Source organism: Pseudenhygromyxa sp. WMMC2535, from assembly GCF_011083025.2.
In genome coordinates this window covers 8,117,732-8,133,854 of the sequence record NZ_JABJWV010000001.1, presented here as the reverse complement: position 1 = coordinate 8,133,854, position 16,123 = coordinate 8,117,732, and the positions used below count along the sequence as shown (strand labels likewise).

Annotated in this window: 9 protein-coding genes; all 9 read right to left on the bottom strand. The window is 70.7% G+C overall.

Going from position 1 to position 16,123, the window contains the following annotated elements; translation table 11 throughout:
- Positions 1–37: 37 nt before the first annotated feature.
- Complete coding sequence (locus G6O69_RS31435) at positions 38–1,402, bottom strand: response regulator (RefSeq protein WP_172307158.1); 1,365 nt, start codon at positions 1,400–1,402, stop codon at positions 38–40.
- Between the two features lie 676 nt (positions 1,403–2,078).
- Entirely contained in the window at positions 2,079–4,094 is a 2,016-nt protein-coding gene (locus G6O69_RS31430) for a hypothetical protein (RefSeq protein ID WP_172307157.1), read from the bottom strand.
- A 371-nt stretch (positions 4,095–4,465) separates the two neighbouring features.
- Positions 4,466–5,635 carry a geranylgeranyl reductase family protein gene (locus G6O69_RS31425; protein WP_172307156.1) on the bottom strand — a complete coding sequence of 390 codons (1,170 nt, stop codon included), beginning with the start codon at positions 5,633–5,635 and terminating at the stop codon, positions 4,466–4,468.
- 13 nt (positions 5,636–5,648) lie between these two features.
- Positions 5,649–7,538 carry a serine/threonine protein kinase gene (locus G6O69_RS31420; protein ID WP_176397201.1) on the bottom strand — a complete coding sequence of 630 codons (1,890 nt, stop codon included), beginning with the start codon at positions 7,536–7,538 and terminating at the stop codon, positions 5,649–5,651.
- A gap of 53 nt (positions 7,539–7,591) precedes the next feature.
- Positions 7,592–10,051 carry a protein kinase gene (locus G6O69_RS31415; RefSeq protein WP_176397200.1) on the bottom strand — a complete coding sequence of 820 codons (2,460 nt, stop codon included), beginning with the start codon at positions 10,049–10,051 and terminating at the stop codon, positions 7,592–7,594.
- Positions 10,052–10,276: 225 nt separating this feature from the next.
- Positions 10,277–10,846, bottom strand: a complete 570-nt coding sequence (locus G6O69_RS31410) for a GAF domain-containing protein (RefSeq protein ID WP_172307154.1) — start codon at positions 10,844–10,846, stop codon at positions 10,277–10,279.
- Positions 10,847–10,977: 131 nt separating this feature from the next.
- Positions 10,978–12,252 (bottom strand): DUF1501 domain-containing protein, encoded by a 1,275-nt coding sequence (locus G6O69_RS31405; protein ID WP_172307153.1) that lies wholly within the window; start codon positions 12,250–12,252, stop codon positions 10,978–10,980.
- 16 nt (positions 12,253–12,268) lie between these two features.
- A complete protein-coding gene (locus G6O69_RS31400) occupies positions 12,269–14,584 on the bottom strand; it encodes a DUF1588 domain-containing protein (RefSeq protein ID WP_172307152.1) in 2,316 nt (771 codons plus the stop codon).
- Between the two features lie 94 nt (positions 14,585–14,678).
- The gene (locus G6O69_RS31395; protein WP_172301279.1) at positions 14,679–15,884 is read right to left on the bottom strand and encodes a hypothetical protein; all 1,206 of its coding nucleotides are present in this window, start codon (positions 15,882–15,884) and stop codon (positions 14,679–14,681) included.
- Between the last annotated feature and the right edge of the window lie 239 nt (positions 15,885–16,123).

The window sequence follows — 16,123 nt, the reverse complement described above, 5'->3', positions numbered from 1 at the left end:
GATCGCCGCGAAAACCCGATTTATGGCTAGAGGGCTGCTATTGTGCAGTGCAGAGGAGCTGCTCGAGCACCCGGAGGACGCGCTCGAATTCGATGGGCTTTTGCATGAACGTGGTCTGTGGGCGGTCGAGCTGGGCGGCGAGCTCGGCCGCGCTCGCCGGCTGACCGCTCAAATAGAGGATCGGGAGCTTGGGGCGGGAGGCGCTGAGCCTGCGCCCGAGCTCGAAGCCGTCGAGATCGGGGAGGCGAAGATCGGAGATCAGCGCCGCGACTGGGCCCTCGTCCGCGGCGAGGCGCTGGGCCTCGCTGGCGTCGGCGGCCGCGAGCACGCGGTGACCCGCGCGGCGGAGGAGATCTGCGAGCGCGGCCCGGGTCAGGCCGTCGTCCTCGACCAGGAGCATGGCGGGGGAGGAGGCGCTGACCGGGCCCTCGCGCGGCTCGTCGGGCGTGGGGGCGGACCTGGGGAGCGCGGGTGCCTTGGCCTGGGGCTTGGCGGAGAGCTTGCGCAGCTGCTCGGTGATCTGGGCCCCCTCCATGGTGGCGTTGAGGATGTTGTCGAGGTGGCGCTGCAAGGGGCTGTCCGGGGGGATGCGCCGCAGCGCGAGGCTGGCCGTGCCGGAGATGGCCATGAGCAGGTTGTTGAAGTCGTGGGCGGCTCCGCGGGCCTGCCGCAGCTCGCCCTCGAGGTGTTGGCGATCGCTCGTGTCGTGGCACAAGACGACCCCGGCGATGACCTGGCCGGCGTCGTCGTGCACGGGCAGGGCGCGCAGCTCGTAGCGGGTGTCGCCGAGCAGGTGCTGCTCCTCTTTGCGCTGGCCGGCGAGGGCCGCCCGAAACAGGGGCTCGAGCGCACCAAAGTGCGCGGTCAAGATGGCCTGAAGATCGCGCTGGCCGGCCGAAGAGGACGCGCCGCCGACCGGGGAGACGTTGAGCTGGTGATCGACGATCAGCGCGACGCCCCGGGGGATGTTGCGCAGCGCGACCTCGTAGGCCCGCTCGGCGTGGGCGCGGCGGTCGGCCGCGAGGCGCTCGGCGGTGATGTCTCGCTGGGTGACGAGGAGCCAGCGCGCGTCGTTGGAGGCGAAGGGGGCGACGCGCAGCTCGAGCCAGCGGGTCTCCTCGTGGGCGGGATGCGAGACGTCGAGGGCGAGCTGGGTCGAGCTCCCGGTGGCTACGGACTCGATGCCCTCGAGGAGCGCCCTGGCCCGGGGATCGTCGATCTCGCGCCAGGTCTCGAGGTAGCTCTGGCCGGTCTGCGGGTAGTCGGGGCGGCTGGACTGCTGGCGCCAGGCGGCGTTTGTGGCGAGGACCTCACCGCGGGGGCACAAGACCGCGGCGGGGGTCGAGAGGGCGTCGAAGAGGGGCTGATGGTGCTCGAGGCGGGGCGCTTGAGTCGAACTCATTGGCTATACATGTCTGTGATAGTCACGGATGTTTATATTGTTGATGTGGTCATTTTTCACAAGCGCCAAGTGGACGAAAAATAATCGCACATCGGGGGGAGGAGCGAGAGGCCCTCCCACGAGGCAGGGGATGGCTGTGGATCCGAGGAGGGCGCCGGGGACCAAGATGCGCGGAGCGGAGGGCGCTCGGAGGCCGACCCGCGTGGACTGCGAGCGCCTACTGTGATGATTCTTTCGCCCCAAATAGCGAAGTTTGATTCATATGAACACCACGGCCCGCGGACCCCAGGGAAGATTGGATGCCGAGGCGCGAGCGCGGGCGAGGCGGAGCGGCCCTCAGGTGGTCCGCTTGGTGATCTCGAGGCTGTCGCCGCGGTAGCCCCAGGCCAGGGCGCGCTTGATCAGGGTGCTGCGATGCGCGCCCGCTGCGATCAACGCGCGCATGCCCTCCTGGACACCGAGGCGCGCGAGCGACGGCCAGATGATCGCCCGCTCGCAGGCACGCTGGTAGGCCCGGCACCACAGCTTCGGCCTCGCTCCTAGCCACGGAACCGCCCAGACGCACCTGAGGGCGCGCCTTCAAACCGATCGCCGCTCTAGGTGCAGTTCTGAGAACGCACATACGAGGATGTGGTGCGCCCTTGGGCTGAGCTCGCTCATGTCACTGCACCGTAGCTCAGCGGATCCCCAGGCGCTCGAGTCGCTCCGGCTCGATGCGCACCGCCGGCAGCGGCTCGCCTGCGAAGTACGACCCGATGAGGTCTTCGCGATGCAGCTCGGGAAGCGCGTCGAGGCCCAACAGGGGCCCGAGCGGCTTGCCGCGAGGACGAAGCGAGAACTGGCCCGCACTCGGCAGATCCACGTGATACCCGTTGCTTGCGACCGCATCGACGGATCCCTCGGTGGGCAGCAGCCACAGCCACGCGGCGTCGAGCGTGCGCCAGAAGGTGACCGCTGCCCCTCCGGAATCACCGAAGGCCCAACGCCAGCTCGGGTCGAAGCTCAGGGTCGTGGGTAGCGCGGCCAGGCGCCGCTCCGCGTCGGTGTCGGGCTGTCCATCTGGACTCCAGGCGAGGCGGGGGCCCGCGCTGGCGGAGCCCAGAAATAGCGCACCCGAGTCCTGTCGCCACGCGAGCTGGACGGGCCCGTCGCCCTCGAGCTCGACGAGCCAGTTCGCCCGCGTCTGGCCGCTGTCGATCTCGACGACCACGACGTGGCCCTCGGCGAGCAGCGCGAGCAACTTGCCCGATGGGTCGAACGCCGCCGGGCCCGGCGCGACCCTAGCTCGACCGAGGACCTCGCCTCGAAGGTCGAGCACGACCAACTCGTGACCGTCGCGGGCCAGCGCCAGGCCGAGCTCGGCGTCGAGCGTGGCGCGCAGGAGCGGGCCTGACACCGGCAGTCGGGCGCCCTCGCGTGCGTGTTCGTCCACGACGCGGACGCCGTCGCTGCGCGACCAAACTAGACCGCCGCGCTCACCCAAGATCCACTCGACGGCATCCCGCGAGCCCCCACCGATGTCCACGCGCGCGCCCTCATCCAGCGAGAGCACGGACCAGCGCTCGCCGCCGGCGCCGGGGCAGCGCAGAACCGCGAGCGAGTCTCCGCTCGGGACCTCGAACGCGCAGCTCTCGTCGCGCGCAGGCTCGCGGCGACACACGCTCGCTTCGTCGCGCCCGCGCCCGCACGCCCGCGTGGCGAGGCGAGGAGCTTGGTGCCCACCCCCGAGGACCCGAACCTCGGGTTCGAGGACGGGGACGCGGAACACTTCGCCGCTGCGGTACATGGCGCCGTCCTGCCCAGCGTGCGGGACGATCATCTGCCAGAGGAGCTCGTGGAGCTCGCCGTCATCGGTCATGACCCTCGTCAGGTCCTGGAGCTCGACCCACGCGATCGTCGAAGCGCCGCTCCAGGCTCGCGTTCGTCGCCACCCCTCGTCTGAGCTCGTGGCGCCGCTGCGTGAGCCCTCGACCCAGCTCATTCCCGATGTCGCCGAAGATCCGTCGTCGGGATTGGGGACCTCGCGCATGTCGAGGGTCCATGACCGATCGCGGGGCTGGTCGAGGGTCCCCGGATGCACGCGCAGCCATACCCAGCGTTGGTAGGGATCGGCGTAGGCGGCGACGAGTCGGTCGTCCGACGTTCGGCTCGGCCCCCAGAAGCTCCAGTCCAAAACCTGCTTGCCGGTGGACGCCGACAGCGCAGCTTCCGTGGCGGACGACGCGAACAGCAGGCCAAACTCGGACTCGCCGCGGCCGTTCGGCGACGCGAGGACCAGCGCGAGACCAGCGTCGCCCCAGACGAGATCGATCGCGTGGGCATTGGCGGCGCGGATTGGGAGCTCAGCGATCGCCGCGTTTCCCTGCACTCCCCACAGCTCGACGTGCTTCGCGTCGAGACAGCCGATCGCGACGAACGTGCCGTGCGGACTCGAGGCGACCGCGTCGGGTGTACATCCTGCGCGCGCGACCGTCTGCGAGCCCGGTCCCGGCGGGGACCCAGCTCCGAGCTCGACGATCGCGGTCCAGTCCGTGCAGGGAGCAGGCGGGCCCTCGTCCGGGAGCACGCCGCCGAAGTGACCCGTCTGGGCTGACCAGATCCCGCAACCCTCTGGCAATTCGGCGGCGACGTGGTGTCCGTCGGGGGAGAAGCGCCAGCTCGCAGGCGGAGGTGGCGGGCGACGGGCGATCAACTCCAACTCGACCGTTGACGGGGACGGCTCACCCACCGACGGTGAGGTCGCCTGCGTGTCCTCCCCGGCGGCAACAGGGGCGCTCCCCGCTGGTGCGTGGCACGCGAGCACGACGGTGATCGCGGCGAGTGGTCTGTAGGCCAACTTCGGAGGCGGCGACACGGGGGGCTCTTGTTGGTAGGCAGAGACCATGGTTCACGAGTTGCTCGAGAAACCTGGACAACATACCCGAAGTTCGCGGGCTGCCGGGTCGGGTCTGAGCGCCTACTGTGATGATTTTTTCGCCCCAAATAGCGAAGTTTGATTCATATGATCACCGCGGCCTTCGGGCTCAAATGAAGATGGCCAGCGCGGTCGTGGCGGAGCGGCCCTCAGGTGGTCCGTTTGGTGATCTCGAGGCTGTCGCCGCGGTAGCCCCAGGCCAGGGCGCGCTTGACCAGGGTGCTGCGATGCGCGCCCGCTGCGATCAACGCGCGCATGCCCTCCTGGACACCGAGGCGCGCGAGCGACGGCCAGATGATCGCCCGCTCGCAGGCACGCTGGTAGGCCCGGCAGGTGCGGGCGTCGAGGCCGGTGCCGGCCGAGAGGCCCGCGAGGGCGTGCTCGGCCGCGAGCTGGCCGCTGCGCAGGGCCTGCCAGATGCCCTCGCCGGACAGGGGATCGATGAAGCGGCCGGCGTCGCCGCAGGCGAGCACGCCGGGGCCGGCGGGAGGGCGCAGGTGGACGGCCAGGGGCAGCGACCAGATCCGGGCTCGATCGTGGAGGCGCGCGGCGGCGAAGCGCTCGGGGTGCCGGGCCACGAAGCGCTCGAGCAGGGCGCCGAGCTTGGCCCCGCCGCGCTCGAAGTGGTCGGCGCGCTGGTAGACGCCGACGTTGGCGAGGCCCTCGACGGGCGGGAAGGCCCAGCCGTAGCCGCAGGGGAGGTCGGCCTCGAAGTAGTGCTCGGACACGCCCTGGTCCGCGCCGAAGTCGACGCCTTCGTAGTAGCCGGTGATCGCCACGCCGAGGGCCCGGCCGCGCTCGTAGCTGCGGCCGAGGGCGGTCCAGGCCAGGGAGCCGGGGCCGTCGGCGGCGAGGGTGATCGGCGCGCACCAGCTGCGGTCGCGGGCATCGACGGCCCCGACCACGCGCCGCGCCGCGCCTGCGCCCTCGCTGATCAGGCGGCGGACCTTGAGGTCCTGGATGAGCTCGGCGCCGCTGGCTTCGAGGGCCTGGCGCAGGAGGTCGTCGAGGTGCAGGCGGGGCGTGATGTAGCCGCGCTCGTGGCCAAAGCTGCGCCCGACCCGGGCGCCGTCGGGGAGGATCGCGGCGGCGGCGTGGACGAGGGCGTGGGGGATCGTGGTCAGGGCCTCGGGGGTGTCGGTGAGCGCGTCGACGATGCGCGCGCCTTGGTTGGACACGGCGTCGCCGCAGGTCTTGGCCCGGGGGAAGCGCGCGCGATCGAGGACCTGGACGCGGGCTCCGGCTCGGGCGGCGGTGATCGCCGCCGCGCAGCCGGCAGGGCCCGCGCCGATCACCAGGATGTCGATGGCCTTGGACATGCGGCGCTCGAGGTCAGCGCAGCGCGCCGAAGCGGTCGACGACGTTCATGATGAAGCGCTGCTCGCCGGGGGCGATCTGCTCGTCGGCGCCGGCGATCGACCACAGGTCGGCGAGCACGCGCCGGCGGGTGGGCTCGTCGGTGCTGGCCGCGAGCTGGTCGGCGCAGCGCAGGGCGTGATCGAGGCGCGCGCCGTGGTCGCGCAGCTCCTTGAAGGTGTCGACGGCCTCGCGCAGGACCTCGCCGATCTCGGCCAGCGAGGCCTCGGGCATCCAGGCCTGGAGGCGGCCGGCGACGGCCTGCATCTCCCGAGGATCGAGGGCGCCGTCGCTGGCCTGGCCGAGGGCGAGGTAGATGAACGCGCAGGCGCGGATCCGTGGATCTCGGCGCAGACCAAAGCGCTCGACGAGCTCGTCGACGAAGCGCTGCTCGGCGGCGACGAGCTGGCCGTCGGCCGAGGCGATGGCGCGCAGATCCTCGAGCACGCGGGCGCGCTGGGCCGGGGGCAGGGCGTAGCCCAGCTGCTCGGCGCAGGCGTGGGTGCGCTCGCCCTCGAGCGCAGGTGGGAGCGCGCTGTACTCGGCGACGGTGGCCTTGAGCAGCAGGGCGAGGGCCTGCAGGGGCTGGCTGGGGGCCCAGGCGCGCAGCCTCGCGGCCAGGGTGCGGATCTCGACGGTGGTCAGCTGGCCGTCGGTGCTGTGGGCGAAGGCGATCAGCAAGAAGGCCAGGGAGGCCATGAGCGTCGGCCCGAGGTCGCCCTCGAGCTGGTCGACGGGGCGCGCGACGCTGTCGAGCTCGGGCAGGGTCTCGCGCCCGAGGCCCTCGATCATCATCGTGGCCTCGCGGGCGATGGGCTCGAGGATCTGCGTGGACGGGAAGGACTGCATGGGCGGCCCCGACTCGAGGGCGGCGCCGTGGCCCGCCGGCGTCTCGTGCTCGGCCGGTCCGTCCTCGCATTCGATGGCGAAGAGCGCCTGCTCGAAGGCCTGCATGTCGGCGAAGCGGTGCTCGGGCAGCTTGGCCAGCCCGCGCAAGAGCAGCGCGTCGATGGCCGGGGGCAGCGAGGGCAGGATCGAGCTCGGCCGCGGTGGAGGCTCTTGCACGTGCCTGGCCATGACCTCGAGGTAGTTGTTCCCGGGGAAGGGCCGGCGCCCGGTGAGCATCTCGAAGGCCACGCAGCACAGCGCGTAGAGGTCGGTGCGCCCGTCCACGGTCTCGCCCACGGCCTGCTCCGGGGCCATGTAGGACGCGGTCCCGAGCACCATCCCGGCCCGGGTCAGCGAGCGCTCGTGCTCGACCTTGGCCACGCCGAAGTCGAGCAGCTTGACGAAGTCGAGGGTGCCGCGGCGCTGGATCAGGTAGACGTTGCCCGGCTTGATGTCGCGGTGGACGACGCCCATGCGGTGGGCGGCGCCCAGGGCCCGGGCGATCTGAATCAGAATCTCGCGCGCCCGCGGCCAGGGCAGGGGACCCTCGCGGCGCAGCAAGGACGCGAGCTCGCGGCCCTCGAGCAGCTCCATGGCGAAGTAGGCGGTGCCGTCCTCGAGCTGGTCGACGTCGCTGATGTCGACGATGTTCTGGTGGCCGATGCTCGCGGTGGTCCTGGCCTCTCGCAAGAAGCGCTCGACCAGGGCGGCGTCGCGGGCGAGGCTGGGCGAGAGCACCTTGATCGCCACGGGCCGGGCCAAGGTGGCGTGCTGGCCGCGATAGACCGTGCCCATGCCGCCGGCGCCGAGGCGCTGGAAGATCTCATAGCGTCCGCCGAGGGTCTTACCGACCAGGGGATCGGCCGGCTCCAGGTCGAGCAGCGGCGGGGGACCCTCGGGGGGCAGGTTGGGCGGAGGCGGGGCCACGTCCGCGCAGCGTAGCAGGGCGAGCGGGTCCTCGGCAGGTGGACCGAGCACACGCGAGCTCGCGGCTCATTGGGCGCGCAATTGGGTCGTGGGGCTCACGAGGATCACAGCCCGGCGGTCGCGGCGAAGCGCACCCGCATTTCACCCAGGAGCTCGCGCTCGCGGGCGTCGATGAAGCCATCGGCGTTGGCGATGGCCTTGAGGTCGGCCATGATCTGCCGGGCCTGGACCAAGCTCATGCTCTCGGCGAGGCCCTCGGCCAGGGCGTAGGCGTGGCGCCAGCGGGCGGGCATGCCCTTGTGCTGCTCGAACTCGGCGAGGGCCCAGCGGACGAGGAGCTGGCGGGCGCTGGCCGAGGCCTGGGGCATCCACGGCTCGAGCTGCTGCTCCAGCTCGCGGAGCTCGCGGGCGTCGAGGGGCTCGCCGGTGTGGGTCAAGGTCATGTGCAGATAGGCCACCGCGTGGGCCTGGCTGTCGGCGTGGAGGTCCATGCGCTCCATGACCGCGACGATGAAGCGCTGGGCTGCTGGGGCCACGGGGCCCGAGCGTCCGGCGATCTCGTAGAGCTCGTAGGACAGCTCGATGGCCTTGGCCTGGGAGATGCCAGCCAGCGCCTGGGCCTCGTCGAGCACCCGGTTTTGGCGGGCCGCCTCGCCGGGCAGGCTCATCAGCCCCGTCCAGGTCTCGAGGGCGAGCTGGCGGACCTCGACGATCGGCCGCGTGCGATCCCAGGCGCCGAGGTGCTTGACCAGGCGATCCATGGGCAAGCTGGCCTTGCTGTTGGCCAGGGCGCCCGCCAGGCCGAGGAAGACGTAGGTGAGCGCGCCGATGTCGATGGCCTTGGGGGCGGGGCGGGGCGCCGAGGCCCGGGGCAGGGGCGCGTCGCCTCCCAGGGGAGTGCCGGGGCGGATGAGCACCGCGGTCCGCTGGGGTCGCCTGGGGGCCGAAGACGAGGCGGAGGCGCCCGAAGCCGACGCCGATGGATGAAAGGACGCGCTGGCGCTGGTCGAGGACGAGGGATGAAAGGACGCGCTCGAGCTCGTCGCGGCCGACGGAAGCGAAGCGGACGCGCTCGGGCTCCCATTGGCCGAGGTAGTGACCGAAGCCGCTGCCGAGCGCACGACCGAAGCTGCGGCCGAGGTCGCTGCCGAAGCCACCGTCGAGGTCGACGCGCTGGCGCTGGGCGAAGAGGCGGTGCTCGACGCGAGCAGGGAGGAAGAGGCGCTCGGCTTGGCCTGGGCGGCCTGCTGCGCCGCGAATTCGGGATCCACGCTGGGGATCTCCGGCGGCGGCTCGGTCATGACCATGGTCATCTGCGGGCGCCGGGGCGCCGGGCCGACCTGCGTGGCTTCCCTGGACTCGGGGGTGGAGGGGCGCTTTCGCGGGGGCGGAGGTGGAGGGGGTTTCGCCCGCGAGGCCCGGGGCGCGGCGGCCTTGGTGCTGCCGAGGTGCGGGGGGGCGCCCGGCGCCCGCGAGGAGGCAGGGCGGCCTGCTGCGGAGCTGGCGGAAGCGGAGCTGGCGGGGCGCCCGGGGCTGGCGGGGCGCCCGGGGCTGGCGGGGCGCCCGGGGCTGGCGGGGCGCCCGGGGCTGGCGGGCGCCGGGCGAGCCGCGGAGGGGGGTGCAGGGCGGGCGGCTGGGCTGGGCTGGGCTGGGCTGCGCCCCTGGGTGCTCTGGATCGTCAGGCGAGGCTGCACGCTCGGCCCCGCGGGGATGGCCGCGATCGCCTCGCCGAGGCTGGCCATGTCGGGGAAGCGCGCGTCGGGCTGCTTGGCCATGGCGCGGAGGATCACCGCCTCGACGGCCGCGGGGATGTTCGCGTCGGGGGCGACCTCGCGGGCCTTGGGTGGAGGATCGCCGAGCTGCATCTTGAGCACCCGCAGGGGATCCTCGTGGTCGAAGGGCAGCTGGCCGGTGAGCATTTCGAAGGCCATGCAGCCGACGGCGTAGACGTCGGTGCGGCCGTCGACCTTGGCGGCGCGGACCTGCTCCGGGGCCATGTAGGCCGCGGTCCCGAACACCATGCCCGCCTGGGTGAGCGCCTGGGCCCCCTCGATCTTGGCGATGCCGAAGTCGAGGACCTTGACGTGATCCGGCTGGCCCTCGCGCTCGATCAAGAACACGTTGTCGGGCTTCATGTCGCGGTGGATCACGCCCTTGGCGTGGGCGGCCGCGAGCGCGGCGGTGATCTGCAAGAGAACGTGGCGGGCCCGCGGCCAGGCCAGGCGAAGCTCGTCGCGCAAGACCGTGGCGAGCTCGCGGCCCTCGAGCAGCTCCATGACGAAGAACACCTGGCCGGCGCGGCTACGGCCGACGTCGAGGATCTCGACGACGTTCTCGTGCTCGACGGAGGCGGTGGCCTCGACCTCTCGCAAGAAGCGCTCGACCGTGTTCGCGTCGCGGGCGAGGTCGGGCTTGAGGATCTTCATCGCGACCCGTCGCCCGCTGTCCTTTTGTTGAGCGACGAAGACATCACCCATGCCCCCGTCTCCCAGACGGGAGACCAGGCTGTATCGATGCTTGGGGCGCAGCCGCTGCGGCTGGCGATCACCGGCTTCAGAACTCACCGCGCGAGAGGGTAGCAGGCCGCGGGGATGACTTCCCCAGCTGGCGGCCAGCCGGTCCGAGAGCGGGCTCATGCGCTGGCCCCAGAGACAGCCGAGATCGTGGCGTAGTCGGGAGATCTCGGGGGATGGGGCCCTGGCGAGGCTGGCGCAGCGATTCTGGGTGCGGCCTCGGATTCGTGCCGCCTGGGGGCAGGTGGCCCGGAGGTGGCCCGACGGTCGCCCGGGTCAGCGCGCGCCTTCGGCCAGGACCAGCCCCGCGCACTCCGAGAGCGAGGCCGCCAAGGTCCGCTCCCAGGCCCGCCAGCGCCGCTCGCCGCCGATGTGCTCGTGGCAGAGCACCCCGGCGAGCTCGCCGTGGATCAGCACGGGGGTGTCGAGCATGGCCCCGACCTGGTAGCGCTGGAGGTAGCTCGGCCCGAGTTGGCGGGTGCGGGGGTCGAGGTAGGCGTTCTCGGCCGCGATCACCTGGCCGGAGGAGATCGCCGTGAAATAGGCGGGGGCGGCCGCGCGCGGGACGACGACGCCGCGCTCGTGGCGTTCGTCGTCGAGCAGGTAGAGGTCCAGGCACTCGATCTGCCCGCGAGTGTCGTCGAAACGCCACAGCCCGACGCGGCCGACCTCGAGCATTCGCGCCGCCGACTCGGTCAGCTCGCCCAGGACCTCGCGCACGTCTCCTGCGCGCAGGGCCGCGTTGCCGAGCAGCGCGTCGAGCAGCCGGCGCTGCGGCTCGAGCAGCTTGCTGAAGTCCCCCGAGCGCACGGCGGCGAGGTACTCGGCTTCATCGAAGGCGGCCATGGCTACCCCTTCGAAGGTACCAGGTCTTCGGGTGGGACAAGCAGCAACGAAAAGCCCCGAAGCGCGAGCTCCGGGGCTTCGTGGCACGAAGTGTCCAGTTGTATCCGAGGAATGTCGGAGGAGAGCTGAGCTCAGCCGAGCAGGCCCTGGAGGATGTCCGTGGGCACGATGGGGTACATCGTCGCGTAGTCCGAGTCGACGATCCCGGCGAGCTCGCGCAGGGCGTAGTGCACGTGCTGGGGCTCGATGCGGACGCCCCCGTCGCTGATGCTCAGCGAGCTGGGGTCGACGTTCTCGGGCTTGAACTCCTCGGTGCTCGCGCCGACCACTCGGTTGCCGGTGATCCCGGCGCCCATGAGCATCATGCTGCTCACGGACCAGTGGTCCTTGCCCGCGTTGTCGTTGTAGCGCGGGGTCCGGCCGAAGTCGGAGCCGACGACGATGATCACGTTGTCGGCGACGCCCTGGGCCTCGGCCTCCTGCATGGCGAGGTCGATGCCCTCGAGCAGGGTCGAGAGCCGGGCGCCCTGGGCGTTGTCGTGATCGCCGTGGGTGTCGAAGCCGCCGTAGTTGAGGTTCACGGCGGTAGCGATCCCGGCGCGGTAGGCCGCGAGGGCGATCTGGGCCTGGCGGTGCAGGCTGTTGTCACCGAACTCGTCGGGCAGGTACTCCTGGAGGAGTTTGAGCTCGTTGGCGCCCGAGGTCGCGGTGAACATGGTGTTCATGGCCGAGGCCTCCACGGGCAGGCCGGCGCCGGCGAGCTGGTCGGCGCGCCGGGCCTCGCGGGTGGCGGCGATCAGCTCGGCGGCCTTGGCCGAGTGGAAGCCCGAGTTGGGGTCGCTGGGATCGACGCGGTCGGGGTAGGCGATGCGGCTGAGCGCGTTGACGTTACCGCTGCGGGTCCGGGCCACGAGGCCGGCGGTGAAGTCGTAGCCGCCGAAGCTCAGGTAGGACATGGGCAGCTCGGGCCCGACGTGCGCGGCGATCAGCGCCGCGAGGCTCGGGAAGCCCTCGACCAGGCGACCGCTCCAACAGTGGCGGACGCCGCTGTCGTGGCCGTTGGTCTGCATGTCGACGCCGTTTACGATCAGCAGATCCTGATAGTACTTCTCGAAGAAGGTCTGGTTGTATCCGACCGGGGCGTAGTTGATGTTGCCCGCGGTCAGGATCTCGTCCGTGAAGTAGGTGTTGATCGGGTCGACCGTCTCCTCGTTGGCGCGGCCCTTGGGGTCGCAGAGCATGGTCGGATCCCAGCCGCCGGCCGCGTTCACGAACATCCAAAACGGACCTTCGTAAGCCACGGGCTTGGGCGCGGGGCCGCTCAGACCGCGGTTGGCGATCGAGCTGCCGGGGATGACGGCGAGGCCGGCGAGGCCGGCGAGCTTGAAGAAATCTCGGCGATTCATCGGTGGCTCCTCCGTCCTACTCGTGCAGGAAGCGGTAGTCCGAGAGCATGTAGGACATGACTGCCATCCACGCTCGGATCGTGTAGTTGGGGTCTTGGGTGATGCGTTCGGCGTCGGACAGGGCTTGGTCCGACCAGAAGTCGGTGGTCGCCTGGCAGCTGCTGGGCAGGGCGGCCTCGTACTCGCCGAAGCCGATGCCGCGCTTGCCGTCGCGCCAGACCTCGAGGAAGAGCGCGTAGGTGCGGTCGATCTCGGGGTGGCCGATGTCGAGGCGCTCGCCGAGCAGGTGCCAGTGCAGGTACTGGATGTTGGCGCGGATGGCCTCGGTGACCGCGGGGATCTCGAAGCCGTTCTCGTCCTCGGGCTCGAAGCCGGGCTCGACGTAGGGGAAGAGCTTGCGGACCGCCGCGGCCTTGGTGAAGTCGCGGGCCGTGCTCCAGCACGCGACCTCGTTGGACATGCGGTCCGAGATGTTGGTCATGATGCCGTTGGGCGCGGTCATCCGCTCGATGATCGTGTCGGAGTCGATGCCTCCGTAGAAGATCCGATACTGATCGTAGTCGAGCAGGTAGATGTCGCTGTCGACCTCGCGCCGCCAGGGGTAGCCGGTGACCGCCTTGATCTTGCGGTGGAGCATCTCGGGCGTCAGCCAGCGCGCGGTGCCGAGGAAGGAGACCTCGTCCATGCGGTTGACGGCCTCGTCGCTCGCGGCCTGCTCTTCGCTCCACTCGGGGGTGAAGTTCTTGGCGCGGTAGTAGGGTCCCTGGATGATCTCCTTGATGACCACGCGCAGGTCGTACTCGGACTCGATGAAGGCCGCGGCGATGCGCTGGAGCTCGGCGTTTTGGACCTCGAAGGCGGTCAGTCGGCCGAGGTAGTCGAAGGCGTTGGGGTCCGAGGGCTCGCTGAGCGGGGCGTGGCCGGTCAGGCCCTGGAACACGATGTGGACCTGCGAGGCCGCGAAGCGCTGATCTTGGACGATCTGCTGGGCGAGCCACTGGGTGGCGTTGTACTGGTCACCCGAGGGCAGCTCGGCGTCGCCGAAGCCCGGGTGGAACATCTCGGCGTACCAGCCCTCCTCCGGGGGACGGTAGCGCCCGGACGAGTCCCAGTTCTGCAGCGCGCCGGCGACGGGGTCCATGGCCGCGTGACAAGCCGTGCAGTTGGAGTCCTCGCGCGTCGGGTTGAAGGAGGTGATCGCCGAGGGGTCGATCGGTCGCTCCGCGAGCTTGAGGATGTCCGTGGCCAGGAAGAACCGGAACACCATGCGCGAGCGATGGCGGTTGCGGTTGGTCGGCGTGGTCGGGAAGCGGTTGAGGAAGATGTGCGAGGTCAGCACGCCGGCGTGGGGGATGCCGGGGATCCGCGCCTCGCGGAACTCGTCGGGGTCGCCGGGGTCGTCGAACTGGACGTTGACGCCGTAGGTCTGCGCCGACCACGGGTTGACCACGGTGTAGTCGGCCGTGAGGATCTCCGTGAACGGGCGATCGTTGCGGACGACGTAGGCGACGAGCTCGGTGACCTCGCGGGCGACCGCGTCGTTGGCGTAGTTCTCCGCGGCCGCGCGCTCCGAGTCGTCCTCGATGGCGTCGAACCAGTAGGAGTCGGGGTAGTCGGTGCCGTCGAGCAGGTCGATGGCGTCGGAGTTGCTGAGGTACTTATCGACCAGGAAGTGATCGTTGTAGATCTCGACCAGGCGATCGTAGAACGCGTCCTCGCGGAGCAGGCCGTCGAGGGCGAGGGACAGGGCCTCCTCGCCGCCAGCGGCCACGGCGGCCTCTTCCTCGGCCGTCGGCACGCGCCCGGTCAGGTTGAGGCTGGCCTTGCGCAGGGTCTCGACCTCGTCGAGGAGCTCGACGTCGGCGAAGTACTCCTCGCCGATCGGCTTGTCCTCGCACTCGACGGGGTTCTCGATCCGATCGATGAGCTCGACGAAGGCGTCCCACTCGGGGCTCCCGCGCTCGAGCTGCACGCCGCCGCCGTGCTCGACGGTGGCGGTGGGCTTGACCAGCAGCCAGGGGTCACCCTCGTACTGGAGCTTGGCCATGCGCTCGACGGTGGCCAGGTTGGCCTCGAGGTAGCCGGTCCAGTCGGAGGACTGGAGCACGAATTGGCTGTCCTTCGCGGCGCCCTGAGGGTTGTGGCAGGTGATGCACTTCTGGGACAGGATCGGCGCCCAGATCTGCTCCTTGAAGTACTGCTCGAGGCTGACGCACTCCTCTTGCTCCTCGGGCTGGCAACCGACCATGGCGGTGGTTCCAAAACCCAGGGCGAAGAGCAGCGCGGCACCGACGGGCCTGAAGGCGCGTGCTCGCTTGTGCTGGCTGGTCATGGCTTGCTCGACAAAGGGTGGGGCTGGTGTGGGGTGGAGGGGCGGGGGAAATGAAATGAGCGCGGGTCGATGGTGTGGCCCGCTGGGGGAGGGCTCAGCCGGTGGTGTCGGTCTCGGTGCCGCCGGTGTCTTCGGTGCCGGTGTCGCCGGTGTCTTCGGTGGTGTCGGTCTCGCCGGTGTCACCGGAGTCGGTGGTCGTGCTCTCCTCGGAGGTGCCCTCGTCTTCGGAGTTGTCCTCGGTCACGCACTGACCCTCGTTGTAGAGGCAGGTCTCGCCCTCGCCGCAGCTCCCGCAGCTCCCGCCGCAGGAGTTGGAGCCGCACTGGCGGCCGTCACACTGGGGGACGCACAGGCAGGACAGGGCGTCGTCCTCGGGCGGGGCGTAGCCCTCGTCGCAGACGCAGCCCGGGGTGCCGTCGGACTCGCAGGTGCCGTGGCCCGAACACTCCTCGAGGTAGCAGTCGCCGGTCTTGAACGAGAAGGTGCCGAGGGCGTAGTTGAGCTCGCCGTCGCCGATCAGCACGCCCACGGACACGGGCTCGTCGAGGGCGGGGGCGAGGAAGGGGAGCACGTCGAAGGACAGCTGGTCGCCGGCCGAGTTGATCGACGCGGTCAGCGAGCCAGACGCGCAGCCCGTGGTCAGGCTGCCGCCCTCGAGCTGGACGACCTTGAAGCCGCAGTGGCCCTCTCCGTTGAGCACGCGCTGCGCACCCGAGTAGTCCCAGGCGGTGAGCACGACGTCGACGCGGTGGGTGCCGTCGAGCTCGAGGTCGAAGTGGAGGTTGTCGACGTGGCTGCCGGCGGGGCTCGAGGGCGAGCTCCCGAGCTCGGGCTCGAGCAGGGTCAAGGTGGGGAGCCCAGTGTCGGCCAGGGCCATGGCCCCGAGGTATTCGGGGTAGGCGCTCACGCCCGGGTAGGCCGTGGTCTGCTCGTTGGCCTGGACGAGCAGGCTGGTCCCGTCGACGTCGGCGTTGACGCTGACCACGGCGGGGAGGTCGAGGCGCAGGCCCTCGGGCTCGAGCAGCACGGCGCTGCCGCGCTGGGCGTAGTCGTTGACGCTGATGTCTCGGCCCACCTGGGTGAGCACGATCTCGGTCTCGGCTCGCAGCGCGCCTGCGGGGATCTCGACGGTGAAGCCCGCGCCTGACAACGACCCGCCTTCGGGGCCAATCAGCGCGCGGGCGAGCTCTTTGTCCTCTTCTTGGGCGCAAGCGCTGCCAGCGAGCCAGGCCACCCCCAAGGTGAGCGCAGAGCACAGCAGGACCCGAGCCGTCAAAGACGGGGACGACGACAATGCCATGCACAAGCAAATACACAGGTCGACGCCCGCCAGTCAAAGCGTTCTTTCGCGCGAGGCTTCAATGCAGGATGTTGATTTGGCGATCCGGATCTCAAACTCGGCGCCCTTGCGAATGTGTTGTGGTCCTCGGCCCGCAGCGCGGGGTGCCAATGGGGAGGGCAGGCCCAAGGGGAGAAGCGGGCGAGGATGGCCGCCGAGGGGACACGGGGGCGGAGGACCCGAGCGGACCCGCGGTCCGC

What these genes read in the sequence shown, in the direction of transcription:
- G6O69_RS31435 (WP_172307158.1), bottom strand. Translation starts at nt 1,402, where the DNA reads ATGAGTTCGACTCAAGCGCCCCGCCTCGAGCACCATCAGCCCCTCTTC.
- G6O69_RS31425 (WP_172307156.1), bottom strand. Translation starts at nt 5,635, where the DNA reads ATGTCCAAGGCCATCGACATCCTGGTGATCGGCGCGGGCCCTGCCGGC.
- G6O69_RS31410 (WP_172307154.1), bottom strand. Translation starts at nt 10,846, where the DNA reads ATGGCCGCCTTCGATGAAGCCGAGTACCTCGCCGCCGTGCGCTCGGGG.
- G6O69_RS31405 (WP_172307153.1), bottom strand. Translation starts at nt 12,252, where the DNA reads ATGAATCGCCGAGATTTCTTCAAGCTCGCCGGCCTCGCCGGCCTCGCC.
- G6O69_RS31400 (WP_172307152.1), bottom strand. Translation starts at nt 14,584, where the DNA reads ATGACCAGCCAGCACAAGCGAGCACGCGCCTTCAGGCCCGTCGGTGCC.
- G6O69_RS31395 (WP_172301279.1), bottom strand. Translation starts at nt 15,884, where the DNA reads ATGGCATTGTCGTCGTCCCCGTCTTTGACGGCTCGGGTCCTGCTGTGC.